The 23,019-nt window shown below is 73.2% G+C and carries 20 protein-coding genes and 3 pseudogenes; 13 read left to right on the top strand and 10 right to left on the bottom strand.

The window, feature by feature from the left end:
• Nucleotides 1–7: 7 nt before the first annotated feature.
• Nucleotides 8–1,186 carry a diacylglycerol kinase family protein gene (locus tag G6R13_RS05125; RefSeq protein WP_163721153.1) on the top strand — a complete coding sequence of 393 codons (1,179 nt, stop codon included), beginning with the start codon at nucleotides 8–10 and terminating at the stop codon, nucleotides 1,184–1,186.
• Nucleotides 1,187–1,563: 377 nt separating this feature from the next.
• Here the strand turns inward: G6R13_RS05125 and pheA are convergent, their stop codons facing one another.
• Both pheA and G6R13_RS05115 read right to left on the bottom strand, forming a co-directional pair.
• Nucleotides 1,564–2,514: a prephenate dehydratase gene (gene pheA / locus G6R13_RS05120; protein ID WP_020625278.1), complete on the bottom strand. Its 951-nt coding sequence runs from the start codon at nucleotides 2,512–2,514 to the stop codon at nucleotides 1,564–1,566.
• Entirely contained in the window at nucleotides 2,511–2,837 is a 327-nt protein-coding gene (locus G6R13_RS05115; RefSeq protein WP_010079684.1) for a rhodanese-like domain-containing protein, read from the bottom strand. The genes pheA and G6R13_RS05115 overlap by 4 nt, the downstream gene beginning before the upstream one ends.
• 83 nt (nucleotides 2,838–2,920) lie before the next feature.
• On the opposite strand from G6R13_RS05115, the gene G6R13_RS05110 reads away from it, so the two are divergent.
• Complete coding sequence (locus G6R13_RS05110; RefSeq protein WP_163721151.1) at nucleotides 2,921–4,429, top strand: amidase; 1,509 nt, start codon at nucleotides 2,921–2,923, stop codon at nucleotides 4,427–4,429.
• A gap of 9 nt (nucleotides 4,430–4,438) precedes the next feature.
• Here G6R13_RS05110 and G6R13_RS05105 read toward each other — a convergent pair whose 3' ends face one another.
• Together G6R13_RS05105 and G6R13_RS05100 are read right to left on the bottom strand one after the other, a co-directional pair.
• Complete coding sequence (locus tag G6R13_RS05105; RefSeq protein ID WP_129867281.1) at nucleotides 4,439–5,008, bottom strand: DUF4190 domain-containing protein; 570 nt, start codon at nucleotides 5,006–5,008, stop codon at nucleotides 4,439–4,441.
• A 42-nt stretch (nucleotides 5,009–5,050) separates the two neighbouring features.
• A pseudogene (locus tag G6R13_RS05100) lies at nucleotides 5,051–6,057 on the bottom strand (IS481 family transposase).
• A 127-nt stretch (nucleotides 6,058–6,184) separates the two neighbouring features.
• On the opposite strand from G6R13_RS05100, the gene tsaD reads away from it, so the two are divergent.
• Together tsaD and G6R13_RS05090 are read left to right on the top strand one after the other, a co-directional pair.
• Complete coding sequence (gene tsaD / locus G6R13_RS05095) at nucleotides 6,185–7,276, top strand: tRNA (adenosine(37)-N6)-threonylcarbamoyltransferase complex transferase subunit TsaD (RefSeq protein WP_049160281.1); 1,092 nt, start codon at nucleotides 6,185–6,187, stop codon at nucleotides 7,274–7,276.
• 50 nt (nucleotides 7,277–7,326) lie between these two features.
• On the top strand, nucleotides 7,327–7,857 hold the full coding sequence (locus G6R13_RS05090; protein ID WP_123243872.1) for a hypothetical protein: 531 nt from the start codon (nucleotides 7,327–7,329) through the stop codon (nucleotides 7,855–7,857).
• Between the two features lie 8 nt (nucleotides 7,858–7,865).
• Here G6R13_RS05090 and G6R13_RS05085 read toward each other — a convergent pair whose 3' ends face one another.
• The 5 genes from G6R13_RS05085 to G6R13_RS05065 all read right to left on the bottom strand — a co-directional run bounded on the left by G6R13_RS05085 (nucleotide 7,866) and on the right by G6R13_RS05065 (nucleotide 12,876).
• A complete protein-coding gene (locus G6R13_RS05085; RefSeq protein WP_095346372.1) occupies nucleotides 7,866–8,897 on the bottom strand; it encodes a cation transporter in 1,032 nt (343 codons plus the stop codon).
• Entirely contained in the window at nucleotides 8,894–9,388 is a 495-nt protein-coding gene (locus G6R13_RS05080; protein ID WP_123243871.1) for an ABC transporter substrate-binding protein, read from the bottom strand. The genes G6R13_RS05085 and G6R13_RS05080 overlap by 4 nt, the downstream gene beginning before the upstream one ends.
• 5 nt (nucleotides 9,389–9,393) lie before the next feature.
• Nucleotides 9,394–10,425 carry an NAD-dependent epimerase/dehydratase family protein gene (locus G6R13_RS05075; RefSeq protein ID WP_036315887.1) on the bottom strand — a complete coding sequence of 344 codons (1,032 nt, stop codon included), beginning with the start codon at nucleotides 10,423–10,425 and terminating at the stop codon, nucleotides 9,394–9,396.
• On the bottom strand, nucleotides 10,422–11,597 hold the full coding sequence (locus G6R13_RS05070) for a zinc-dependent alcohol dehydrogenase (protein ID WP_123243870.1): 1,176 nt from the start codon (nucleotides 11,595–11,597) through the stop codon (nucleotides 10,422–10,424). Before G6R13_RS05070 ends, G6R13_RS05075 begins: the two co-directional genes overlap by 4 nt.
• 82 nt (nucleotides 11,598–11,679) lie before the next feature.
• A complete protein-coding gene (locus G6R13_RS05065) occupies nucleotides 11,680–12,876 on the bottom strand; it encodes a glutamate--cysteine ligase (RefSeq protein WP_144825584.1) in 1,197 nt (398 codons plus the stop codon).
• Nucleotides 12,877–12,945: 69 nt separating this feature from the next.
• Between G6R13_RS05065 and G6R13_RS05060 the strand changes: the two genes are divergently transcribed.
• From G6R13_RS05060 to G6R13_RS05040, 5 genes are all read left to right on the top strand, one after another.
• Nucleotides 12,946–14,277, top strand: coding sequence for an SAM-dependent methyltransferase (locus G6R13_RS05060; protein WP_163721149.1), 1,332 nt, complete (start codon nucleotides 12,946–12,948; stop codon nucleotides 14,275–14,277).
• Nucleotides 14,278–14,439: 162 nt separating this feature from the next.
• The gene (locus G6R13_RS05055; RefSeq protein WP_102708506.1) at nucleotides 14,440–15,504 is read left to right on the top strand and encodes an ABC transporter substrate-binding protein; all 1,065 of its coding nucleotides are present in this window, start codon (nucleotides 14,440–14,442) and stop codon (nucleotides 15,502–15,504) included.
• Nucleotides 15,501–16,559 (top strand): iron chelate uptake ABC transporter family permease subunit, encoded by a 1,059-nt coding sequence (locus G6R13_RS05050; protein ID WP_163721147.1) that lies wholly within the window; start codon nucleotides 15,501–15,503, stop codon nucleotides 16,557–16,559. Before G6R13_RS05055 ends, G6R13_RS05050 begins: the two co-directional genes overlap by 4 nt.
• Complete coding sequence (locus G6R13_RS05045) at nucleotides 16,552–17,640, top strand: iron chelate uptake ABC transporter family permease subunit (protein WP_163721146.1); 1,089 nt, start codon at nucleotides 16,552–16,554, stop codon at nucleotides 17,638–17,640. The genes G6R13_RS05050 and G6R13_RS05045 overlap by 8 nt, the downstream gene beginning before the upstream one ends.
• Entirely contained in the window at nucleotides 17,637–18,392 is a 756-nt protein-coding gene (locus tag G6R13_RS05040; RefSeq protein WP_163721145.1) for an ATP-binding cassette domain-containing protein, read from the top strand. The genes G6R13_RS05045 and G6R13_RS05040 overlap by 4 nt, the downstream gene beginning before the upstream one ends.
• Before the next feature lie 205 nt (nucleotides 18,393–18,597).
• Here G6R13_RS05040 and G6R13_RS05035 read toward each other — a convergent pair whose 3' ends face one another.
• Entirely contained in the window at nucleotides 18,598–19,575 is a 978-nt protein-coding gene (locus G6R13_RS05035; RefSeq protein ID WP_126860060.1) for a hypothetical protein, read from the bottom strand.
• Between the two features lie 654 nt (nucleotides 19,576–20,229).
• On the opposite strand from G6R13_RS05035, the gene groES reads away from it, so the two are divergent.
• From groES to G6R13_RS05015, 4 genes and pseudogenes are all read left to right on the top strand, one after another.
• Complete coding sequence (gene groES / locus G6R13_RS05030) at nucleotides 20,230–20,526, top strand: co-chaperone GroES (protein ID WP_002857590.1); 297 nt, start codon at nucleotides 20,230–20,232, stop codon at nucleotides 20,524–20,526.
• Between the two features lie 108 nt (nucleotides 20,527–20,634).
• On the top strand, nucleotides 20,635–22,242 hold the full coding sequence (gene groL / locus G6R13_RS05025; protein ID WP_036340907.1) for a chaperonin GroEL: 1,608 nt from the start codon (nucleotides 20,635–20,637) through the stop codon (nucleotides 22,240–22,242).
• Between the two features lie 225 nt (nucleotides 22,243–22,467).
• A pseudogene (locus tag G6R13_RS05020) lies at nucleotides 22,468–22,734 on the top strand (leucine zipper domain-containing protein); the annotation flags it as partial.
• 120 nt (nucleotides 22,735–22,854) lie between these two features.
• Nucleotides 22,855–23,019: pseudogene (locus G6R13_RS05015) on the top strand (IS256 family transposase); the annotation flags it as partial.

The following is a 23,019-nucleotide window of genomic DNA, read 5'->3' as shown; positions in this document are numbered from 1 at the left end:
TCAGGGCATGACTCCCGAGTGGTGGATGGCGCTGGCCGCCCTGGTGCTCCTGGCCGTGCTGGCCGTCGTCGTGGTGGTGCTGGCGGTGCGCCAGGTCCGCCTCGGCGTGCAGCACGAGCGGACGCGTCTCCTGGTGGACGCCCTCGACGCGCGGATGGGCGGCGTGCAGCGCCGGCTGGAGGAGGTGCCCGGCATCGGCACGGGCCGGCACGAGGTCGCGCTGGTGCTGAACCCCATCAAGACGCACGCGGACCGGGTGCGGCGCGAGCTCGAGCGGCTCGCGGCGGCGGAGGGCCTCGGCGAGGTGCTCGTGCTCGAGACGCAGGAGGACGACCCCGGCACCGCCATGGCGCGGCAGGCCCTCGACGCCGGCGCCCGGCTCGTGATCGCCGCGGGCGGCGACGGCACGGTCCGCACCGTGGCCGAGCAGCTGGCCGGCACCGACGTCGCCCTCGGCGTGGTGCCGCTGGGCACCGGGAACCTGCTGGCCCGCAACCTGGACCTGCCGATCAACGACGTCGAGCAGTGCCTGAGGATCGCCGTGGGGGGCCGGCAGCGGCGCATCGACACCGTGGACGTCCGCTTCACGCACGAGGACGGGCGCGTCACCCGGCAGACCTTCACCGTGATCGGCGGCGCCGGCTATGACGCGGACATCATGGGCGACACCAAGGACGAGCTGAAGAGCCTGGCCGGCTGGCTGGCCTACAGCGAGGCCGGCATGCGGCACCTGCGCGGCAAGCGGCACGAGGTGACCGTGGCCCTCGACGGCGGTCAGCCCCGCCGGTTCAAGGTGCGCACCGTGATGGTGGCCAACTGCGGGATGCTCACGGGCGGCGTCGAGCTGCTGCCCCAGGCCAAGCTGGACGACGGCCTCCTCGACGTCATGGTCCTCTCGCCCCGGCACGCGCTCGACTGGGCGCGGATCGCCGTGAAGACCGTGACCCGGCACCCCAGCTCCGTCCCCGCGATGCACACGGAGCAGGCCCAGCGCGTGAAGGTCGAGTTCGCCGAGCCGATGCCCTCCCAGCTCGACGGCGACGCCACCGGGGTCATCACCGCCCTCGACGCCCGCGTGCGGCCGGACTCGCTCGTCGTGATGCTCGTGGCCGAGGACGACGCCTCCGTCCGCGACGACGGGGTCTCCGCCGCCGCCCCCGTCCCGGAGCCGGCCCCGCACATCTGACCCCCCGTCCCCGCTTTCGTTCGGGAAACGGCGGCTTCCCCACCGTTTTCGTTCGGGAAACGGCGGCTTCCCCAGCACTTTCGTTCGGGAAACGGCGGCTTCCCCAGCGCTTTCGTTCGGGAAACGGCGGCTTCCCCAGCACTTTCGTTCGGGAAACGGCGGCTTCCCCAGCGCTTTCGTTCGGGAAACGGGCGCCGGGGCGACGCGCGGACGGGAAGCGCGACGACGGCCCGTCGTCGTGGTGATCGTCCCGTTTCGGCCACGAAAGGGGCCTAGGAACCCCCCGTTTCGTCAACGAAAGTCCCTCGGGGGCCGCCGTTTCCCGAACGAAAGTGGCCCGGGGGCCGCCGTTTCCCGAACGAAAGTGCTGCACCGCCTCAGCGGGAGCGGAGGGACTCCACCCAGGCGCGGCCGGAGCGATACGCGGCGTCGGTGAACTCGGCCGGCACCCTCGTGGGCACGGGCTCGGCCTGGGCGTAGGAGCCCAGGAACCGCAGGTCGGGGTACTCCCGGTACAGGGCCGCGAGCGCATCACCCACGCGGGCCTCCGCCAGGTGCCCCTCGAGGTCGAGGGAGAAGAAGTACCGCCCGATGCCCTCGCCGGTCGGCCGGGACTCGATGCGGGAGAGGTTCACCCCGCGCGTGGTGAACTCGGCCAGGATCTGCCCGAGGGCGCCGGGCCGGTCCTCCGGCAGCGGCACCACCAGCGTGGTCTTGTCCGCTCCCGTGGGCGCGGGCAGGGCCGTCGGCCGGGAGAGCAGCACAAAGCGCGTCACGGCGCCCGGCACGTCCTCGATCCGCTCGGCGAGCACCGGCAGCCCGGTCTGCTCGGCCACGAGCGGGGCGCACACGGCGGCGTCGAAGTCGCCCTGGGCCACGAGGCCGGCCCCGGCCGCCGTCGACGGGGCGGGCGTGAACTCCACGCCCGGCAGCGCCGTCTCGGCCCAGCCGCGCACCTGCGCCCAGGCGTGGGGGTGCGTGGTCACGCGCCGCACGTCCTCGATCGCGACGCCGGGCCGGCCCACGAGCACGAAGCTGATGGGCACGTGCACCTCCGCGAGGATCTGCAGCGTCTCCCCGAGGGCGATCTCGTCCACGGTGGCGGAGACGCCGCCCTCCACCGAGTTCTCGATGGGCACGACGGCGCGGTCCACCTCCCCCCTGCGCAGCGCCGCCACGGCGCTCAGCACGGAGCCCGCAGACACGAACTCGGCCTCGGCCGGGTCCGCCACCTTGCGCAGGGCGGCCTCGGTGAAGGTGCCGGCCGGGCCGAGGAAGGCGTAGCGCAGGCGCGACGGCGTCGCGTCAGCGGAGTCCGTCCCCGTCACTTGACGGTGGGCTCGGCGTCGCCGTCGGCCTCCATCGGCTTGCCGGCCTCGAGCCACGCGCCGGAGCCGCCGGCCACGTTGATGGCCGAGTAGCCGCGGCCGGTCATGAACTCGGCGGCGCGGGCGGAGCGGCCGCCGGTGCGGCAGATCAGGTAGTAGTCCGTGTCCGGGTCCAGCTCCTCGAGCCGGTCCGGCAGCTGGCCCAGCGGGATGTGCTGGGCGCCGGCGGCGCGGCCCAGGGCCCACTCGTCGTCCTCGCGGACGTCCAGGATGGCCGCATCGGCGGGGATCTCGTTCACATCGACGGTCTCGAAGGCGCTCATGGCTTCAGCGTAGCCACCCGCCCGGATGTCCCAGGAAGGCCCCGCCGTCCATGACCCGGCCCACGCCCGTTAGGCTCGGCCGCATGCAGACCTCCGACGCCGCACCCGCCGCCGACGACGACCGCACCCCCTCCGCCCCCGGCCCGGCCCGGCTCCTGGACCGCTCGGCCGTGCGCCTGCGGAAGGACCTCGCCGCCGGGGAGCTGAGCGCCCGGGAGGTCACGGAGGCGGCCCTCGCCGCGGCCCAGGCCCACGCGGACCTCGGCGCGTTCGCCCTCCTCGACGCCGAGGGCGCCCGGACCCGTGCGGCCGAGCTGGACGCGGCCCACCCGCGCGTCGCACCCCGGGCCGTGCCCGGTCCGCACACCTCCCCCGCCCCGGACGACGACGGCGCCCCCGCCTCCCTGCACGGTCTTCCGCTGGCGTACAAGGACCTGATCGACGTGCGCGGGATGCCCACGCGGTTCGGCTCCGCCCTGCTGGCCGACGCGTCGCCGTCCGCGCAGGACGACCCGCTCGCGCTCCGCCTGCGCGGGGCCGGCACCGTCACCCTCGGCAAGACGACCGTGCCCGAGTTCGGCCTGGACTCCTACTCGGAGAACCTCGTGACGGCGCCGGCCCGCAACCCCCTGGACCCCACCCGCACCGCGGGCGGCTCCTCGGGCGGGGCCGCGGCCGCCGTCGCCGCGGGGATCCTCCCGTTCGCCCCGGGCTCGGACGGGGGCGGGTCCATCCGCATCCCCGCCGCGGCGTGCGGGCTCGTGGGCCTCAAGCCCGGTCGCGGGGAGCTGCCGATGGACGAGCACGCGGACACGGTCCGCAACCTCACGGTGTCGGGCCCGCTGGCCCACACGGTCGAGGACGCCGCCCTGCTCTACGACGTGCTGCTCTCCCCCGAGGGTCTGCCCGGCCGGGTGCTGCCGGACCTGCGCCGCACCGTGGAGACCGCCCGGGCCGGGGGCGCCGTCGACGCCCGCCGGATCGGCGTCACCACGGCCTCGCCCTTCGCCCCCGACCTGGAGATCTCCCTGGCCCGGCCCGCCGTCACCGCCCTGACGAAGGCCGCCGCCGCCCTGGACGCGGGCGGCCACGCGGTCGAGGACCTCTCCCCCTACTACGGCGAGGACTACCACCGGGACTTCCGCACGGTGTGGACCGCCGGGCTGCTCCGGGCGCCGCTGCCGGAGGACGCCGAGGCGCACGTGGGCGCGGTGGCCGCGCACTTCCTGCGCACGGCCCGGGCCGCAGGGCGCGCCGAGATCGACGACGCCGCCCACCGGCTCGAGGAGTGGGCGCGCGGGGTGCGGGCGCAGTTCACCGCCGTCGACGTGGTGATGACCCCGGTGCTGGCCACCGCGCCCCCGCCGGTCGGCCACTTCCTGGCGATGGAGCCCGAGGCCAACTACGAGGCGCAGTGCGCGTTCACGCCCTACACCTCGATGGTCAACGTGCTCGGCCTGCCCGCGGTCGCGGTGCCCGTGCTCCGGGACGAGCGGGGCCTGAACTGGTCCGTCCAGCTCATCGGCCGACCCGGCACGTCCGCGCCCCTGCTCGCCCTGGCCGCGCATCTCGAACTGCTGCTGGCCGGCTGAGCCGGCCGGTCAGGTCGAGGTGTAGTCGCCCAGGGAGATCCCGGCGATCACCAGGATCACGAGGAACACGACGGCGAGCAGCAGCAGGGCGAGGGACACGTAGTTCATCACGAGGCCGGCGATCGCCATGCCGCGGCCGTGGGGCTCGCGCTTGAGGCCCAGGTGTCCGAGGACCACGCCCACGATCGGCGGGAGGAGGAACGTGAACCCGCCCACCACGGAGATGATGCCGAGGATCATGGACGCCACCGAGCGGCCGACGCCGTCGGTCTGGCCGGGCTGCAGCGGGGCTCCGAAGCCGTGGCCGGGCGTGCCCTGCCCGTAGCCGTAGGCGGGGACGGTGTTCGCGTCCTGGCCGTAGCCGTACGGCTGCCCGTAGGCGGGGCGGGTCTGCCCCTCCTGCTCGGCGTACGAGGGGGCCCGGTCCCAGGCGGCGCGGTCGGCGTCGCCGGCCGGGGCGTCGGGCCAGCCGGCGGCGGAGGAGCCGGTGCCGGAGGAGCCCGCACCGGCCTCGGACCCGTACCAGCTCGGCCGGGCGGCCTCACGGCGCGGGTCGTGGGAGGCGTGGGGGTCGGTCATGACGGTCCTTCCGGTTCGGGGCGTCGCGGTCCGGTGCCGAGTCTAGGTGTAGGAGGGCATGACGTTGTTGACTCGGGCCGGTGCCAACGAGGCCGGAGGAGCGTCTCCGCAGGAGGTATGAGGCCGATGGTAGTTGTAGTGGTTCACCCACACCGCCAGGGCCTCACGCCGAGCTTGCTCTGAGGAGTACGGGCGGGCGTAGAGGACCTCATCGACCATCAGCCGGTTGTACCGCTCGACCTTCCCGTTATGGCGCGGGGTGTAGGGGCGGATCCGGTGATGCCGGCCCCCGAGCGAGACCACCTTCGCGGTGAAGTCCGCAGCCCGATAGTTGTTCCCGTTGTCCGTGATCACCCGGTCCACGGTGATGCCGTGGGCGGCGAAGAACGCCCGCGCCCGGCAGTAGAAGCTCACGGTCGTGGCCGCCCGCTCGTCCTCCAACGCCTCGGTGTAGGCCAGGCGGGTGWACCCGTCGATCGCCGAGTGCAGRTAGGTGTASCCGACCCGCCGGCCKGCMCGCGCTTGGAAGCACGGCCTGCTTCACTTTCACGTCCGTGGGTGCGCCAGCCGCCCCCGTCTGGGATCTTCCCGATCTTCTTCACATCCAGGTGCACCATGTGCCCCGGCCCTCTCGCGGTGATCTTCTGGGGTCGTTGGCGCAGGTCTTCTCCGGCCGGGGTCAGGTCCCGTAGGCGGGAGATCCCGAGTCGGTGCAGCCACCGTCCCACGGTACGAAGACACACCCGGTGGCCCTCGGAGACGAGGTGGTGATGGATGCGCCGTGCGGACCACTTGCGCTCCCGCCGCAGGGCGTGGATCTGGGCGACCAGGACCGGATCGAGCTGGGCAGGTGAACGGTGCGGCCGGCTGGGCAGGTCCTGAAGGCCGGCTTCTCCCTGGGCGCGGTAGCGGGCGACCCAGGTGGCCACCGTGGGCCGGCTCACCCGGAACTCGGCTGCCACGTGTGCCTGCGGGATCCCGTCGTGCAGGTGGCGGTGGACCATCCTGAGACGGCCGGTGGGGGTCAGGGGTGCGTTAGCGTGAGTCATGAGCGGGTCTCTTCTGGCAGGTGGGTTGTTGAGGAACTTCCATCTTGCGGCAGGGGCCCGCTCGTCTCATCTCAGCCGGCGCCCCGTGGCAAGAACCTCATGACCCACAACAACTAGACTGGAGCCCATGCCCACCGCCACCGCAGCCCCCCTCGTGCTCGGCATCGAGTCCTCCTGCGACGAGACCGGCGTCGGCGTCGTCCGCGGCACCGCCCTGCTGGCCCACGAGGTCGCCTCCTCCGTGGAGGAGCACGTGCGCTTCGGCGGCGTGATCCCGGAGATCGCCGCCCGCGCCCACCTCGAGGCCCTCGTGCCCACGATCCGCCGCGCGCTGGACACCGCCGACGTCACCCTCGCGGACCTCGACGCGATCGCCGTCACCTCCGGCCCGGGTCTGGCGGGCGCGCTCATGGTGGGGGTCGCGGGGGCGAAGGCGCTGGCCACGGCCCTCGGCACGCCCCTCTACGGCATCAACCACCTCGTGGCGCACGTGGGCGTCGGCATGCTGGACGGCGTGCGGCCCGCGCAGTGGGACGACCTGCCCGCGGACCTGGGCGCGCTGCTCGTCTCCGGCGGGCACACCGAGATCCTGCGCGTGGGCCGGATCAGCTCCGAGGTCGAGCTGCTGGGCTCGACCATCGACGACGCGGCCGGCGAGGCGTACGACAAGGTCGCCCGGCTCATCGGGGCGGGCTACCCCGGGGGCCCCGTGATCGACCGGCTCGCCGCCCAGGGCGACCCGACGGCCTTCCGCTTCCCTCGCGGGCTCACCGCGGGCAAGTTCGTCGGCAGCGCCGAGGAGCCCGGCCCGCACCGGCACGACTGGTCCTTCTCCGGGCTGAAGACCGCCGTCTCCCGCGCCGTGGAGCAGTTCGAGGCCCGCGGCCTCGAGGTGCCGCGCGCGGACATCGCCGCCTCCTTCCAGGAGGCCGTCGCGGACGTGATCACCGCCAAGGCCGTCCGCGCCTGCCGCGAGCACGGGCTCACCCACCTGATGCTCGGCGGCGGCGTCGCGGCGAACTCGCGCCTGCGCGCCCTGCTCGCCGACCGGTGCCGCTCCGCCGGCATCGAGCTCACCGTCCCGCCCGTGAACCTGTGCACCGACAACGGGGCGATGGTCGCCGCGCTCGGCGCACGCCTGGTGCGCGACGGCGTCGCCCCCTCCGACGCGTGGTTCGGCGCGGACCCGGGACAGCCGGTCGAGGTCGTCAGCGTCTGAGCGCGCCCGGCCTCTTGCCGCCACGCCCACGCGTTCCGTAGGCAGGGCCCATGACCGGTCATGATCACCCCCGCCCCGAGTCCATCTCCGCCGCCGTGGACGAGCAGATGCTGGAGGACTTCCTCAATCAGCACCTGCTCGGCTCCCGCTCCGGTGTGAAGGCGTTCCGCGCCGCCGAGCAGACCTGGGCCGGCACCTCGCAGGAGGCCGCGCTGCGCCGCCTCGGCGACGCCGTCCAGGACGACCAGGACCGCCTCGAGGCGCTCATCGGCGAACTGGGTCTCCGCACCCCGCTGGTGGACCGGGCCGCCGGCGCGGCGGCCGAGGTCGGCGGACGCCTCAACCCCGTGAACGCGCTGCGCACGCGCGGCTCCGGCTGGACGCAGATCGAACTGGACCTGCTGCAGGGCATGCTCCAGGCCAAGCTCGCCATGTGGCGCGTCCTCGAGCAGCTGGCGCCGCACCTGCCGGCGATCGACGCGGAGGAGATGCGCGGGCTGTGTGAGAAGACCGCGGAGCAGCGGCGTGGGGTCGAGCGCATCACCTCCGCCACCCTCGAGGGACGGTTCCTGGCCGGCTGAGGCCCGGGCTACTCCTCGCCCGTCTGATGCTCCCCGGACCGACCGCCGTGCACCTCGGCGGGCAGCTCGTCCACCGGCGCGACGACGACGTCCTGCAGCTTCCAGTCCAGCGCGGCGATCGCGTCCCGCAGCGCGCAGCAGCGGGCCACCGTCACGTCCGCCCCCTCGTGCGGCACCACGAACATCTCCACGTGGAACACGTGGCCCTCATCCCGGACGCGGGCGCCCGCATGGCGCACCCACGGCTCCGCCCAGGCGACCCGCTCGGCACGGTCGATGAGCGGGTGCGGCCGGGCGCCGTCGATCGTGGCGGCGCGGCGATCCGCCAGGTTCGTGACGGCCTCCTTGAGGTTCTTCCAGCCGTCCAGCACGATGCTCACGCCCACGAAGATCGCCGCAGCGGAGTCCGCCCACCACCAGCCCAGGCCGATGCCGGCCACGCCGACGATGGTCGCCACGCCCGTCTGCCAGTCCGCCTTGTTCATGTCCGCGTCCGCGTACAGCACGCGGTCGTGGAGCTGCTCGGCCAGCTTGAGCTTCTTGTGGCCGAGGATCATGGGCCCGGGCACGGACAGGGCCATCACGGCCATCATGAACCAGCCCTGCCACACGGTGTGCCCGAACAGGTCGAACGTGCCGATGGGCGGGTGCTCCGCCGTCACCAGGCCCAGCACGGAGTCGCCGACGAGGACCACGCCCATCACGGACAGGGCGACGGCGGCCACGAGGTGCCCCACCCCGACGGACCGGTGAGAGCCGTAGGGCCGGGCCCGCGTCGGGGCCATGCGGGCCACGCGCAGGGCGACGAGGAACACGATCGGTGGGATCAGGGAGAGCAGGTCCTCGATCCACGCGGCCCGCATGGCCTGCGAGGAGCCCATCACGATCGCCACGAGGACGATCGTGACCACGATCACCCCCAGCGTCGCCCATTCGAGCCGCTTGGCCTGCTGGACCACGCGCTCGATCTCCGGGGGCAGCTCCGTGGCGCCGAACCGGCGCCCGCTCGGCCCCGTCTCCCGGGTGTCCCGCCGCGTCATCGGGCCTCCTCCGCTGCGCGCTGGTCGAAGTACGCCTCGAGGGCCGTGAGCATCTGATTCTCACCCAGGGGCACGGCCATCACGAGCTTCACCGGCTCGCCGTCCGGGCCCTCCGCCTCGGCGTAGTCGCGGGTGATGCTCGCGTGCGACGTCCACGGGGACGCCGACGTCAGGCCGCCGGCCACCAGGTCCACGTCGCCCTTCTCCAGCGCGGTCATGAGCGCCTCCTCCCCGGCCACGGTCCACTCGACGCGTGCGTCGTGCGCCGCCGCGAACCCGCGGATCAGGTCGGGCTCGGGGCCGACGGGCTCGGCGCCCGAGGCGTCCACGTGGGGCGGGTGGTGCACGACGCCGGCGCGCAGCACCCCGCCCGTGACGCGGTCCAGGGTGCCGTCCGGGTCGGCGGGGTAGCCGGAGGAGGTGCAGGCGGTGAACCCGAGGGCGGCGCCCCCGAGCAGGCCCGTCAGGGCGGCCCGGCGGGTGAAGGTCATCGCCCTCATTCCGTGGGCGAGTGCGAGCGGTGCCCGGCGTTGCCCAGACCTTCGGCACCGTCGAGATGGTCGAGCACGAGGCGGACCGCCTCCCGGGCGTCGGTGGTCTCGGACCAACCGGTCGCGGCGCGCAGGGCCGTGGTGTCCATGATGGGCACCGCTGCGGCCATGTCCACCCACCCCGGGTCGGTGGGCTGCAGCCGTGCCCGGTAGCTCAGCGCCGCGGCCGCGCGGAATAGGCCCACGGGCAGCTCCAGGATGCGGCGCGCCCCGAGGACGGTGCCCATGGTGTGCGCGTCCAGCACGGGGTCGGCGGCCACATTGAAGGCGCCGCCCGCCCGGTGGACGATCACGCGCCAGTACGCGTCCGCCACGTCCTGGGCCGTGAGCGCCTGGAATCGCAGGCCCCGCGGGAACGGGAGCACCGGAGTGCGCAGGCGGGCGACCAGCCGGGCGGGGACGAGGTCGCCCAGGAAGTAGTCCTTGATCTCGGGCCCGGCGGCGGACTGGAAGATCAGCCCGGGGCGCAGCCGGGTCACGAGCAGCTCGGGGTGCTCGGCCTGCACGCGGTCGAGGATCGACTCGACCTCGGCCTTCTGCGCGGCGTAGTGCGAGGTGGGGACCCCGGTGGTGGGATGGGACTCGGGCACGGCGCGGCCCTTCGGCCCGGGCCCGTACGCGCCCACCGAGGACGCGTAGACCAGGTGGGGCACGCCCGCCTCGGCCACGGCCCGGAACACCCGCTCGTTGCCGGCCACGTTGACGGCGCGCAGGTGGTCGCGGTCGCGGTTGGGGCGGATCACCCACACCAGGTCGACGACGGCGTCGGCGCCGGCCACGATCTCGCGCAGCCGCCCCGCCGCCGTGGGCTCCGCCACGTCCAGGCGGTGCCACTCGACGCCGTCGTAGGGCGCTCCGGCCCGGTCCGGGCCGCGCCGGCTCACGCCCACGATCGAGCTCACCTCGTCCGCGGCCTGGAGGCGGTGCAGGACAGCGGTGCCGACGTTGCCCGTCGCGCCCAGGACGACGATCCTCACGGCTTCAGGACCACCTTGATGCAGCCGTCCTCCTTCTTCTGGAACGTCTCATAGAGGGCGGGCGCGTCCTCGAGCGGGGCGGTGTGCGTGGTCAGGTCGAGCACGCCGAGGGGGTCGGACGGGTCGTCGAGCAGGGGCAGCAGGTCGTCCACCCAGCGACGGACGTTGCACTGGCCCATCGTCAGGGTGACCTGCTTGTCGAACAGGGTGAGCATCGGCATCGGGTCCTTCATGCCGCCGTAGACCCCGGAGAGCGACACCGTGCCGCCACGCCGGACCGCGTCGATCGCGGTGTGGAGGGCGCTCAGGCGGTCGACGCCGGCGGTCTTCATGGCCGCCCGGCCGAGCGCGTCGGGCAGCAGGCCCACGGCGGTGTGGGCCGCATGCCCCGCCGGGGAGGCGTGCGCCTCCATGCCGACCGCGTCCACGACCCCGTCGGGGCCGCGGCCGCCGGTGCGCTCGCGGAGCACCTCGGCCTCGCCGCCGTCGGCGTCCAGGACCTCGATGCCGTGCCGGGCCGCCATCGCGCGGCGCTCGGGGACCGGGTCGACGCCGATCACCCGGTACCCCAGGTGCACGCCGATGCGTGCCGCCAGCTGGCCGATGGGGCCGAGGCCGAGCACCGCGAGCGTGCCGCCGTCGGGGACGTTCGCGTACTGGACCCCCTGCCAGGCGGTGGGGACGACGTCCGAGAGGAACAGCCACTGCTCATCCGGGCCGGTGTGCGGCACCTTCACGGGGCCGTAGTCCGCGTGGGGCACGCGCAGCAGCTCGGCCTGCCCGCCGGGGACGGAGCCGTAGAGCCGGGAGTAGCCGAAGAGTGCGGCGCCGGAGCCCTGCTCCCGCACCTGGGTGGTCTCGCACTGGGACTGCAGCCCGCGCTGACACATCCAGCACCGCCCGCAGGAGATGGTGAAGGGCACGACCACCCGGTCACCGGGCCGGATGTGGGTGACCTCGGACCCGACCTCGCGGACGATGCCCATCGGCTCGTGGCCGATCACGTCCCCCGCGTCCATGAACGGCCCCAGGACCTCGTACAGATGCAGGTCCGACCCGCAGATGCCGGTCGAGGTGACCTCGATGATCGCGTCCGTCGGCTCCTGGATCCGCGGATCCGGGACGTCCTCGACGGCGACGTTGCGCTTTCCCTGCCATGTGAGTGCTCGCATGGTGCGACCGTAGACGCGCCGGACGGGCCGGGGGAAGCATGGAGACGCGGCAGGGCCGCCACCTCGCCGGGGGAGCGGCCGCTCAGCCGGTGCGGCCGTCCAGCGACGCGCGGGTGCGGGCGGCGGCGTCCAGCACGACCGCGCGCAACGGGGCCACCGCGTCATCCGTGTCCTCACCCGCGGCCGGCGGGCCGGCCAGGGCCTGTGCCTCCACGCGACGCTGACGCGCGGCGCCACCGTCGTCGATCATCGCCTGGACGCCGGCGAGCTCCGCCGCGCAGCCCAGCCGCTCGGCGACCGGGGTCAGTCGCTCGATCTCCGCCGGCAGGTGCTCCGCCAGCGGGACCTGGGTGCCCCGGGCGTCCACGATCACGGTGGCGTCCATGCCGTACCGGGCGGCGCGCCACTTGTTCTCCTGCACGTGCCACGGCGGCAGGACCTCGACCGTCTCGCCGCGCTCCAGGCTCGCGGACAGGTCATCCACGAGGCACTGCGTGTAGGCGGTCACGGCGGCGATCTCCTCGAGCGTGGCCAGGCCGTCGCACGCGCGCATCTCCACCGTGCCCAGGCGGGGCACGGCCCGCACGTCCCAGCGGCACTCGGTGACGTCCGCGATCATGCCCACCTGCTCCATCTGGGCCACGCAGCGCTCGAAGTCCTCCCACTCCTGGAACTGGAACGGCAGGCCGGCCGTGGGCAGCTGCTGGAACAGGAGGGTGCGCTGGGACTGGTAGCCCGTGTCCGTGCCCGCCCAGAAGGGGGAGGAGGCCGAGAGTGCGAGCAGGTGCGGCACGCGGTTGACCAGGCCGTTCACCACCGGCATGGCCTTGGAGACGTCGTCCAGGCCCACGTGCACGTGCACGCCGAAGATCAGCATCTGCCGACCCCAGTACTGGGTGAGATCCAGCATGCGGTCGTAGCGCTCGCTGGGCGTCGAGGGCTGCGCGATCGCGTCCGCGAACGGGTGCGTGCCCTGGCAGAACAGGGAGATGCCCCGCGCCGCCGCGGCGTCGGCCACGCGCGCGGCGATCCGGCCGAGGTCCGCCGTCGCGGCGTCGACGCGCTCGTGCACACCCGTGACGAGTTCCACCGTGTTCTGCAGGAGCTCGCTGGTCATGTGCGGGTTCACGTCGTCCTCGGCGAGGCCCTCGGTCACATGCAGGGCGCGCAGCAGGTCCGGGGCCTCGGAGCGCAGCTCGCCGGACACGGCGTCCACGAGCGCGAGCTCCCACTCGATTCCGAGAGTGGACTGCGCGGAGTCGGCGAAGGGCAGAGTCATGCCGCCCATCCTAGAAGCCCCTGCCGGGTCTGCGCCCGGTGTCCACGCTTCGGACCTAGGGTGGGGCGCATGGCCCGTCCCCGCCCCGGCTCCCGCTCGCCGCGCCCCACGGCCGCCGCCTCGGAGGCGGACGCCACTGCCCTGACCCCCGTCCTCGAGCCGGAGGGCCGCGCGCTCCTCGACTCCCTCGCCGGGTACCGGGAGGCCGACGCGCTCGCGGTCTCCTCCCGCCTGCGTGCGGCCGGGCATCCTCCGGAGCGCGTGGCCGCCGCGCTGACCCAGGCCGCGCTGCGGTCCCGGGCGGAGGCCCGCCTCGGGCGGCAGGCGCGCCGGATGCTGTTCACCCGCGACGGCCTGGAGCAGGCCACCCGCCCGCTGGTCGCGGGCCTGCACGCGGACCGGCTGGCGGCCGCGGGGGCCCGGTGCGTCGCCGACCTCGGCTGCGGTCTCGGCCTGGACGCGCGCGCCTTCGCCGACCGGGGCCTGGACGTCGTGGCGGTGGAGCGGGACGCCGTCGTCGCCGCGGCCGCCGAGGTGAACCTCGCCGGCCTCCGCGGTGCGCGTGTGGTGCACGGCGACGCCGTGGCCTGGGCCCGCGCCCACGTGCCCGCCGAGGCGGACGCGGTGTGGCTGGACCCCGCCCGCCGTCAGGTCGGCGGGGGCGGATCCGCGCGCGTGTTCGACCCCGAGGCGTTCTCCCCGCCCCTGAGCGTCGTGACGGACATTGCCGCGACGGGCGTGCCGGTCGGGGTCAAGCTCGGCCCGGGGCTCCCGCACGAGGCCGTGCCGGAGGGCGCCGAGGCCGAGTGGGTGAGCGTCGACGGCGACGTCGTGGAGGCCGCCCTGTGGTTCAACGCGGCGGCCCGCCCCGGGGTGCGGCGGGCGGCGCGCGTCATGACCGTCCGGGGCGGGAAGACGACGACGGCGCAGCTCGTCTCCGGCGCGGACTTCGGCGACTCGCCCGAGGTCGAGGCCGTGGGGGAGGAGGGCATGGCAGGGCTCGTCGGCGCGGTCCTGCACGAGCCGGACGGCGCCGTCATCCGGGCCGGACTCGTGACGGACCTGGCCGCGTCCTGGCCCGTGCCGACGCGGCAGCTGGACCCCCACCTGGCCTACCTCGTCGCGCCCGAGCCGGTGCGGGACGGCCTGGCCCGCGCCCATCGGATCGAGGCGGTGCACGACTTCCACCTGGCCTCCCTGCGGCGCTGGGCGAAGGAGACCGGGGTGGGCCGGCTGGACGTGAAGAAGCGGGGCATCCGCGAGACGCCCGAGGAGGTGCGTCGCGCCGTCCTCGGCGGGGCGAAGCCGGGCCGGCGTGGCGGGGCCGGACGGCACGCCACCCTCGTGCTGGCGCGCGTGGGCCGGTCGCGGTTCGCCCTCGAGGTCACGCCGTTGGACTGACGGGGTTCGAGGCCGCGGGCCGCGGGGCCCGTCGAACCCCCGTTGGGGATTACGGCACCCTCGTGTACGGTATTCAACTGAGGCAAGGCTCACCTCCACAAGAGCGCGCCCACCACCCCGACTGCTCATCCCGGGGCAGCCCCGCCGCCCAGAAGGAGAACCATGCCGCGTTCCGTCAGCGCCCCCCGCCTCGCCCGTCTCGCCCTGACCTCGGTGGCGGCCCTCGCCCTCGTCGGCTGCTCCGCCGGCGGCGCGGCCACGGGCTCGTCCTCCGCGAGCGCCTCCGGCGAGTCCTCGGCCTCCGCGAGCGCCGCCGGCGGCTCCTCGGCCGCCTCGGGCGGCATCGCGGCCGGGGTCACCGTCACCGACATGTCCGGCGCCGAGGTCACCCTGCCGGAGGAGGTCGACTCCGTCATCGCCACGGACAACCGCACCTTCCGCACGCTGGACGACTGGGGCGTCGAGCTGTCGGCCGCGCCGAAGCAGATCATGTACAAGGGCGAGGGCGGGCCCTCCTACCTCCAGGACGACTCGGTCGCCGACATCGGCAACCACCGGGAGCCGGACATGGAGCTGTTCGTCACCGCCGAGCCGGACGTCGTGTTCAACGGCCAGCGGTTCAACGAGCGCAAGGCCGAGATCGACGAGCTGACCGGCGACGCCGCCGTCGTGGACACGGACTTCGACGTCACGCAGACCCCCATGGACGAGGGCCTGAAGGAGCTGACCACCCTGCTGGGCGAGGCCACCGGCCACGAGGCCGATGCCGAGAAGCTCATCGCCGACTTCGACGCCGCCACCCAGCGCGCCAAGGACGCCTACGACCCCGAGCAGACCGTCATGGGCCTCATCGCCTCGGGCGGAGAGCTGTCGTACGTCGCGCCCAGCACCGGTCGCGCCATCGGCCCGTTCTTCGACATGCTGGAGCTGACCCCGGCCCTCGAGCAGTCGGGCACCGACAACCACCAGGGCGACGACATCTCCGTCGAGGCCATCGCGAAGTCGAACCCGGACTGGCTGATCGTCATGGACCGCGACGCCGCCATCGGCGAGGAGAACGCCACCGCCGCCGAGCTGATCGAGCGCTCCGAGGCCCTCCAGGACGTGACCGCGGTGAAGGAGGGCAACATCGTCTACCTGCCCGCCGACTTCTACGTCGCCGAGGACATCCAGAACCACACCACCGTCATGGAGGACCTCGCGAAGGCCTTCGAAGGCGCGCAGTGACTCTCGACGTGCGTCACCACGTCGCCGACGCCCCGCCCCGGCTCGAGGAGCCGGGGCGGGGCGACCGCGTGTGCTGGGTCCCGCCCGCCGTCCTGCGGCCCGAGCGCACCCGCTGGCAGCGCACCTGGCCGCTGCTGGTCGGCGTCGTGGTGACCGCGGCCCTCATCGTGGTCTCGCTGTTCGTGGGCGTGTACGACGTCGGCGCGGAGGGCGGACGCGAGATGTTCGCCATCACGCGCGTGCCGCGCACGGTCGCCCTCGTGCTGGCCGGCGCCTCGATGGCGATGTGCGGGCTGATCATGCAGCTCATGACGCAGAACCGCTTCGTGGAGCCCAGCACCACGGGCACCACCGAGTGGGCCGGTCTCGGCTTATTGGTGACCATGGTGCTCGTGCCGGGGGCGGGCCTGGTGACCCGGATGGTCGGGGCCATCCTCTTCGCCTTCGTCGGCACCCTCGTGTTCTTCCTCTTCCTGCGGCGGGTGCGCCTGCAGTCCTCCCTCATCGTGCCGATCGTGGGCATCATGCTCGGCGCCGTCGTGGGCGCCGCGTCGACGTTCCTCGCCCTCCAGACGGACATGCTGCAGCAGGTGGGCGCGTGGTTCGCGGGCTCGTTCACCTCCGTGGTCCGCGGCCGGTATGAGCTGCTCTTCCTCGTGCTGATCGTGTGCGTGGCGGTCTTCCTCATCGCGGACCGCTTCACCGTGGCCGGCCTCGGCAAGGACGTCGCCACGAACGTCGGCCTCAACTACGACGCCGTGATCCTCACCGGCGTGGCCATGGTGGCCGTGGCCACCGGCGTGGTCACCGTGGTGATCGGGGCCCTCCCGTTCCTGGGGCTCGTGGTCCCCAACCTCGTGTCCATGGTGCGCGGCGACAACCTGCGGACGAACCTGCCCTGGGTGGTCATGGTCGGCGTGTGGATCGTGATCGTCTGCGACCTGATCGGGCGCACCGTGATCGCCCCGTTCGAGGTGCCCATCTCGCTGATCCTGGGCCTCGTGGGCGCGATCGTGTTCCTCGCCCTGCTGCTGAGGCAGGCCAAGCATGGCTGAGCCGCTCGCGACCGCCCCGGGTCGCCTCCCCGCCCCGCCCGGCGGCGCCACCGCGGCCGGGCCCGTCGACGCCGACGCCCCGCGCCGGTCCGGGGCGTTCGTCACCGCCGCCGACCGCCGGAGGTATGCGGTCGTCGTCGCGGTGCTGGCCGCCGTCGCCGTGCTCTCCACCGCCGGGATCCTGCTGTGGGGCAACGAGGCCGAGCCCGGCTCGCGCGCGTTCTGGATGATCGCGCGGATGCGCGTGGAGTCCCTGGGCGTGATCGGCATCGTGGCGCTGTGCCACTCCTTCGCGACCGTCAGCTTCCACACGGTGACGGGCAACCGCATCATCACGCCCTCGATCATGGGGTTCGAGGCGCTCTACACCGCCGTGTCGACCGTCGCCGTGTACGTGCTGGGAGCCGCCGGCGTCGCGGTGCTGACCGGGGTGGGGCCGTTCCTCGCCCAGGCCGCGCTCATGGTGGCGCTGGCGACGGCCCTGTACTCGTGGCTGCTCTCCCGGCCCTACGGCAGCGTCCATCTGATGCTGCTCGTGGGCGTGGTGCTGGGCGGCGGGCTGGCCGCGCTGAGCACGTTCATGCAGCGACTGCTGGACCCGAACTCGTTCGACCTGCTGAGCGCGCGGCTCTTCGGCAACATCTCCAACGCCCGGACCGAGTACGTGGCGATCGCCGCGCCCATCGCCGTCGTCGTGTGCGCGCTGCTGTGGCTGCGCTCCCGCCGCCTGAACACGGTGGCGCTCGGCGCCGACGCCGCGACCAACCTGGGCCTGCACCACCGGCGCGAGCTCATGGTGACGCTGCTGCTGGTCTCCGTGCTGATGGCCATGACCACCGCGCTCGTGGGCCCGATGACGTTCCTCGGGTTCCTCGTGGCGACGCTGGCGTACAGCCTCGTCGACACCCACGACCACCGGTTCATCCTCCCGGTGGCGGCGCTGGCCGGGTACGCGGTGCTCACGAGCGCCTACTTCGTGCTGCGGCACGTGTTCTACGCGGGGGGTGCGGTCACGGTGGTCATCGAGCTGATCGGCGGCATCACCTTCCTGGTCGTCGTGATGAGAAAGGGACGTCTGTGATCGAGCTGCGCGGCGTGGTGAAGCGCCACAGCGATGAGGTGTGCATCGGGCCCGTGGACCTGGACATCCAGGCCGGGGGAGTGACCGCGCTCGTGGGGCCCAACGGGGCGGGCAAGTCCACGCTGCTGACGATGATCGGCCGGCTGCAGGACGCCGACGCCGGGACGATCGCCGTGGGCGGGCACGACATCACCACGACGCCGTCCCGGAAGATCGCGCAGACCCTGTCCATCCTGCGGCAGGAGAACCACTTCGTGACGCGGCTGACCGTGCGACAGCTCGTGGGGTTCGGGCGCTACCCGTACACGCGCGGCCGGCTGACCCTGGAGGACGAGCGGCACGTGTCCGACGCGATCGACTTCCTCAACCTCGGCCCGTTCGAGAACCGCTACCTCGACCAGCTCTCGGGCGGCCAGCGGCAGCGCGCGTACGTGGCGATGGTGCTGGCGCAGAACACCGAGTACGTGCTGCTGGACGAGCCGCTGAACAACCTGGACATGCAGCACTCGGTGCAGATGATGCAGCAGCTGCGTAGGGCCGCCGACGAGCTGAACCGGACCGTGGTGATCGTGCTGCACGACATCAACTTCGCCGCCCACTACGCCGACCGGATCGTGGCCATGGGCGACGGCCAGGTGGTGGAGACCGGCACCCCGGCCGAGATCCTGCGCCCCGAGGTGCTGGAGCGGATCTTCAAGACCCCCTGCAGCGTGGTGGACGGACCGCACGGGCCGCTGGCCGTGTACTACTGAGCGGGACGACGGTGAGGTCGGCCCGGGTCGGTCCGGGCGGGGGTCGGGTGCCCGGCCGACGCGAGCGTTCCGTGGGCAGAACCCGCCGGGTCTCGCCTTCCGGGGGCAGAACCCGCGTGTTTCCAGGTTCCGTGGGCAGAAGCACCCTCGCTTCTGCCCACGGAACCCCTGCGCATGGACGGCAGGGCCATACGCGACGACGACGTCAGGCATCCCAGCCGTTCGAGACCTGTGCCCGTCGTCTGAGGACGGCCTCGATCACCCGCGCATATCCCTCGCCGACGTCCCGGCCCGTGACGTGCAGGGTCATCTGCCCACGCTCCGCGTAGTACTGGTCTCGCCGGGCGTCCCGGGCGTGTTGCTCGGCACTCCGGTGCACCTCGCCGTCGTACTGGAGGACGAGCCGGCAGTCCTCGAACCACAGATCGGCCTCGGGGGCGTCCCGCCGCCCGGGGTCGAACACGTGCTGCAGCGTCGGCTCGCCCAGCCCCGCCTCGACGAGCGCCAGCCTCAACCGGGTCTCCTGCGGTGAGTCGGCACCCACCCGTACGCGCTCGAGCGCCGCCGTCGCCCGCGGTCTTCCGACGAACCGCCCGAGCGGCCGCATCGCCTCGTGCAGCGCGGTGACCGTGGTGATGGGAGGCCGCCGGCCGCGCGGGGACCAGGGGTGACGGACCAGGTGGTCACCCGCCGACACGAGGGATGCCTCGTCCCAGGGGTGGCCGATCGAGCACAGATCGAGCCAGGTCCGTTCCGGCGTCGTCACCCGTAGCCCGAGCACGGAGGTGACGTGGCCGGCGGGCAGGGGTCTGCGGTGCTCCATGATGCCGGGGATCCGCGCCCGTGCGGTGCCGCGGTGCAACGTGATCTCGACGGCGGCGCGTCGCGTGGCCCCGCCCGGGGGAAGCGGGAGGCCGTGGAGGTGCGCCGCCGTCTCGTGGGAGAGAACGGCGTCGGGACGGGACCGCAGGAGGGCGGTCAGCAGGTCGAGGCCGACCCCGTGGTGCGGCGGCGGGAGCCCGGCCGACTCCCAGGTGCGCAGCGGCATGTCACGGCGACGGTGGATGCCGCGGGCGAGGCGGAGGACGTCGGACCGCCGCACCCGGCTGGGCGGCAGACCGCGTTCGAGCACGTCGCGGGTGGTGAAGACGGGGACGAGGGGGAGATCGGGGGCGAAGGACATGGGTCGACCTTGACGCGGTCGGCCTGACGACGGCCGGGCGGGCCGCGTGTCTGTGCACACCGGCGCGGGGTGGGCCGGCTGTGCAGGACTCGGCGGCGGCCGGTTGTCCCGCCGGGACGACGTCGTCATGGCTCGGTGGGCAGAACTGCGAGGAGTTCCGCCCACGCAACATCCGTGGGCAGAAGAGAGGGCGCTTCTGCCCACGGAGACCGAAAACCTGCGGATGCTGCCCACGCGATGGGCGGGGGTGCGGTTTCTGCCCACGGAGGGGGGAGGGGGGAGGGGGGAGGGTGGGGAGTGGGGGAGGGACAGGATCCCGGCCGCAGTCGTGACCACTCCGTGTGCTCCTGGGCCCGGAACCCGCCCCGCCCGCCGCCGCCCCACGCCGCCCCACGGTGCCCCACCGCATCGTGCCACCGACCTCCGCCCTCGGCGGACGGCGGGGACACGGCTGGCACTCATGTTGAAGGAGTGCCAAAACCCGGAGTAGAATCGGGGCTGGCACCCGGGGGTACCTGGTGCCAATGCCCGAGGTGGACCGTCCGGCACCGCGACGACGGAGGGTCTGACGCCCGTGGCGCACCCGCAGACCACAGCATCAGCGGACCGGCGAGCCCGCCGGAGCCGCACGTCGACGAAGAAGGAGTGTGCAGCATGTCTGTCTCCATCAAGCCCCTCGAGGATCGCATCGTTGTCCGCCCCCTGGAGGCCGAGCAGACCACCGCGTCGGGCCTCGTGATCCCGGACACCGCCAAGGAGAAGCCGCAGGAGGGCCAGGTCGTGGCCGTGGGCCCGGGCCGGGTCGCCGAGAACGGCAACCGCGTGCCGGTCGACGTCGCCGAGGGTGACGTGGTGCTGTACTCCAAGTACGGCGGCACCGAGGTCAAGGTCGGCGGCGAGGAGTACCTGGTGCTCTCCGCCCGCGACGTGCTGGCCGTCGTCACCAAGTGACCCCGCCGCGATGGGCCCGGTGAGCGGCGCGCACCGCACCGGTGCGCGCGCCCCGGGCCCCTCGCGTCCCCGCACCCCCTGACTCCCTGAACGAAAGGAGCGTCCGTCATGGCCAAGCAGCTGGCTTTCAACGACGACGCACGCCGCGCCCTCCAGGCCGGCATCGACAAGCTCGCCGACACCGTCAAGGTCACCCTCGGCCCCAAGGGCCGCAATGTGGTGCTCGACAAGGCGTGGGGCGCACCCACCATCACCAACGACGGCGTCACGATCGCCCGTGAGGTGGAGCTGGAGGACCCGTACGAGAACATGGGCGCCCAGCTCGCCAAGGAGGTCGCCACCAAGACCAACGACATCGCAGGCGACGGCACCACCACCGCCACCGTCCTGGCCCAGGCGCTCGTGAACGAGGGCATGCGCCAGGTCGCCGCCGGCGCCGCGCCGGGCGAGGTCAAGAGGGGCATCGAGGTGGCCGTGGCCGCCGTCGAGCAGCGCCTGCAGGAGAACGCCCGCCCGGTCGAGGGCAAGGAGGTGGCCCACGTGGCCGCCATCTCGGCCCAGAACGACGAGGTCGGCGAGCTGCTGGCCCGCGCGTTCGACACGGTCGGCACCGACGGCGTCATCACCATCGAGGAGTCCTCCACGACCTCCACCGAGCTGGACGTCACCGAGGGCATGCAGTTCGACAAGGGCTTCCTGTCCCCGTACATGGTCACCGACGCCGAGCGTCAGGAGGCCGTGCTCGAGGACGCCTACGTCCTGATCAACTCGGGCAAGATCTCCAACGTGCAGGAGCTGCTGCCCCTGCTGGAGAAGGTCGTGCAGGCCAACAAGCCGCTGTTCGTGATCGCCGAGGACATCGAGGGCGAGGCCCTGTCCACCCTCGTGGTCAACAAGATCCGCGGCACCCTGAACGTCGTGGCCGTCAAGGCTCCGGGCTTCGGCGACCGCCGCAAGGCCATGATGCAGGACATCGCGATCCTCACCGGCGCCCAGGTCGTCTCCCCGGACCTCGGCATGAAGCTCGAGCAGGCCGACCTGGACGTGCTCGGCTCCGCCCGCCGCATCACCGTCACCAAGGACGAGACCACCATCGTCGACGGCGGCGGTGCGCCCGAGGACGTCGAGGCCCGGATCGCCCAGATCAAGGCCGAGGCCGCCGCGACCGACTCCGACTGGGACCGCGAGAAGCTCCAGGAGCGTCTCGCCAAGCTCTCCGGCGGCATCGGCGTGATCCGCGTGGGCGCCGCCACCGAGGTGGAGCTCAAGGAGCGCAAGCACCGCATCGAGGACGCCGTGTCCTCGACCCGCGCCGCCCTCGAGGAGGGCATCGTGGCCGGCGGCGGCACCGCGCTCATCAACGCGCTGACCGTGCTCGACACCGACGCCGACGTCCAGGCCCTGACCGGTGACGCCGCCGTGGGCGTGGACATCGTCCGCAAGGCCCTGAAGCAGCCGCTGCGCTGGATCGCCCAGAACGCGGGCGAGGACGGCTACGTGGTGGTCTCCAAGGTCGCCGAGCTGGAGCCGAACCACGGCTTCAACGCGAAGACCGGCGTCTACGGCGACCTGATCGCCGACGGCGTGATCGACCCGGTCAAGGTGACGCGCTCCGCGCTGGCCAACGCCACCTCCATCGCGGCCCTCGTGCTGACCACCGAGACCCTCGTGGCGGACAAGCCCGCCGACGAGGACGAGGCCGGCCACCAGCACTGACCCCTGAGTCGGCCCTGACACGGCCGGCTGTCGACGACGGCCCCTCACCCGCCCGGGTGAGGGGCCGTCGTCGTCCGGGCGGGAGACGCCGGCCGTCCGGGGTGCCCTCTAGGTGTTGTGGGTCATGAGGTTCTTGCCACGGGGCGCCGGCTGAGATGAGACGAGCGGGCCCCTGCCGCAAGATGGAAGTTCCTCAACAACCCACCTGCCAGAAGAGACCCGCTCATGACTCACGCTAACGCACCCCTGACCCCCACCGGCCGTCTCAGGATGGTCCACCGCCACCTGCACGACGGGATCCCGCAGKCMCACGTGGCMGCCGAGTTCCGGGTGAGCCGGCCCACGGTGGCCACCTGGGTCGCCCGCTACCGCGCCCAGGGAGAAGCCGGCCTTCAGGACCTGCCCAGCCGGCCGCACCGTTCACCTGCCCAGCTCGATCCGGTCTTGGTCGCCCAGATCCACGCCCTGCGGCGGGAGCGCAAGTGGTCCAGTTGAGTCCCTGATAGTGGTGTAACCCTCCCCGGTCGCCAACACCGTCCCCTTCACGGACGCGGTCACCGTGGGAGCCTTCGAGCGAACCTTCCACAGCACTCTCGAAAGGACATCACCACGATGACCGCTCCACACATTGTCGACCCTGAACGCCTGCTGCGCGAAGCTCTCGGGGAGGCCTCCCCAGACCTGTTGCGCCACCTGCTGCAGACCGTGATCAACGCACTGCTCTCCGCCGACGCGGACGCGGTCTGCGGCGCCGAGTACGGCCAGGCCTCCCAGAGC

Origin of the sequence: Micrococcus sp. Alg238-R198 (assembly GCF_900537135.1) — a bacterium.
In the GTDB taxonomy this organism is placed as follows: Bacteria; Actinomycetota; Actinomycetes; order Actinomycetales; family Micrococcaceae; genus Micrococcus; species Micrococcus luteus.
This window is presented reverse-complemented; position numbering and strand designations above follow the sequence as displayed.

What these genes read in the sequence shown, in the direction of transcription:
- G6R13_RS05055 (WP_102708506.1), top strand. Translation starts at nt 14,440, where the DNA reads ATGCCGCGTTCCGTCAGCGCCCCCCGCCTCGCCCGTCTCGCCCTGACC.
- tsaD (WP_049160281.1), top strand. Translation starts at nt 6,185, where the DNA reads ATGCCCACCGCCACCGCAGCCCCCCTCGTGCTCGGCATCGAGTCCTCC.
- groES (WP_002857590.1), top strand. Translation starts at nt 20,230, where the DNA reads ATGTCTGTCTCCATCAAGCCCCTCGAGGATCGCATCGTTGTCCGCCCC.
- G6R13_RS05080 (WP_123243871.1), bottom strand. Translation starts at nt 9,388, where the DNA reads ATGACCTTCACCCGCCGGGCCGCCCTGACGGGCCTGCTCGGGGGCGCC.
- G6R13_RS05105 (WP_129867281.1), bottom strand. Translation starts at nt 5,008, where the DNA reads ATGACCGACCCCCACGCCTCCCACGACCCGCGCCGTGAGGCCGCCCGG.
- G6R13_RS05090 (WP_123243872.1), top strand. Translation starts at nt 7,327, where the DNA reads ATGACCGGTCATGATCACCCCCGCCCCGAGTCCATCTCCGCCGCCGTG.
- G6R13_RS05060 (WP_163721149.1), top strand. Translation starts at nt 12,946, where the DNA reads ATGGCCCGTCCCCGCCCCGGCTCCCGCTCGCCGCGCCCCACGGCCGCC.
- G6R13_RS05085 (WP_095346372.1), bottom strand. Translation starts at nt 8,897, where the DNA reads ATGACGCGGCGGGACACCCGGGAGACGGGGCCGAGCGGGCGCCGGTTC.
- G6R13_RS05065 (WP_144825584.1), bottom strand. Translation starts at nt 12,876, where the DNA reads ATGACTCTGCCCTTCGCCGACTCCGCGCAGTCCACTCTCGGAATCGAG.
- G6R13_RS05110 (WP_163721151.1), top strand. Translation starts at nt 2,921, where the DNA reads ATGCAGACCTCCGACGCCGCACCCGCCGCCGACGACGACCGCACCCCC.
- G6R13_RS05115 (WP_010079684.1), bottom strand. Translation starts at nt 2,837, where the DNA reads ATGAGCGCCTTCGAGACCGTCGATGTGAACGAGATCCCCGCCGATGCG.
- G6R13_RS05125 (WP_163721153.1), top strand. Translation starts at nt 8, where the DNA reads ATGACTCCCGAGTGGTGGATGGCGCTGGCCGCCCTGGTGCTCCTGGCC.
- G6R13_RS05070 (WP_123243870.1), bottom strand. Translation starts at nt 11,597, where the DNA reads ATGCGAGCACTCACATGGCAGGGAAAGCGCAACGTCGCCGTCGAGGAC.
- G6R13_RS05045 (WP_163721146.1), top strand. Translation starts at nt 16,552, where the DNA reads ATGGCTGAGCCGCTCGCGACCGCCCCGGGTCGCCTCCCCGCCCCGCCC.
- groL (WP_036340907.1), top strand. Translation starts at nt 20,635, where the DNA reads ATGGCCAAGCAGCTGGCTTTCAACGACGACGCACGCCGCGCCCTCCAG.
- G6R13_RS05035 (WP_126860060.1), bottom strand. Translation starts at nt 19,575, where the DNA reads ATGTCCTTCGCCCCCGATCTCCCCCTCGTCCCCGTCTTCACCACCCGC.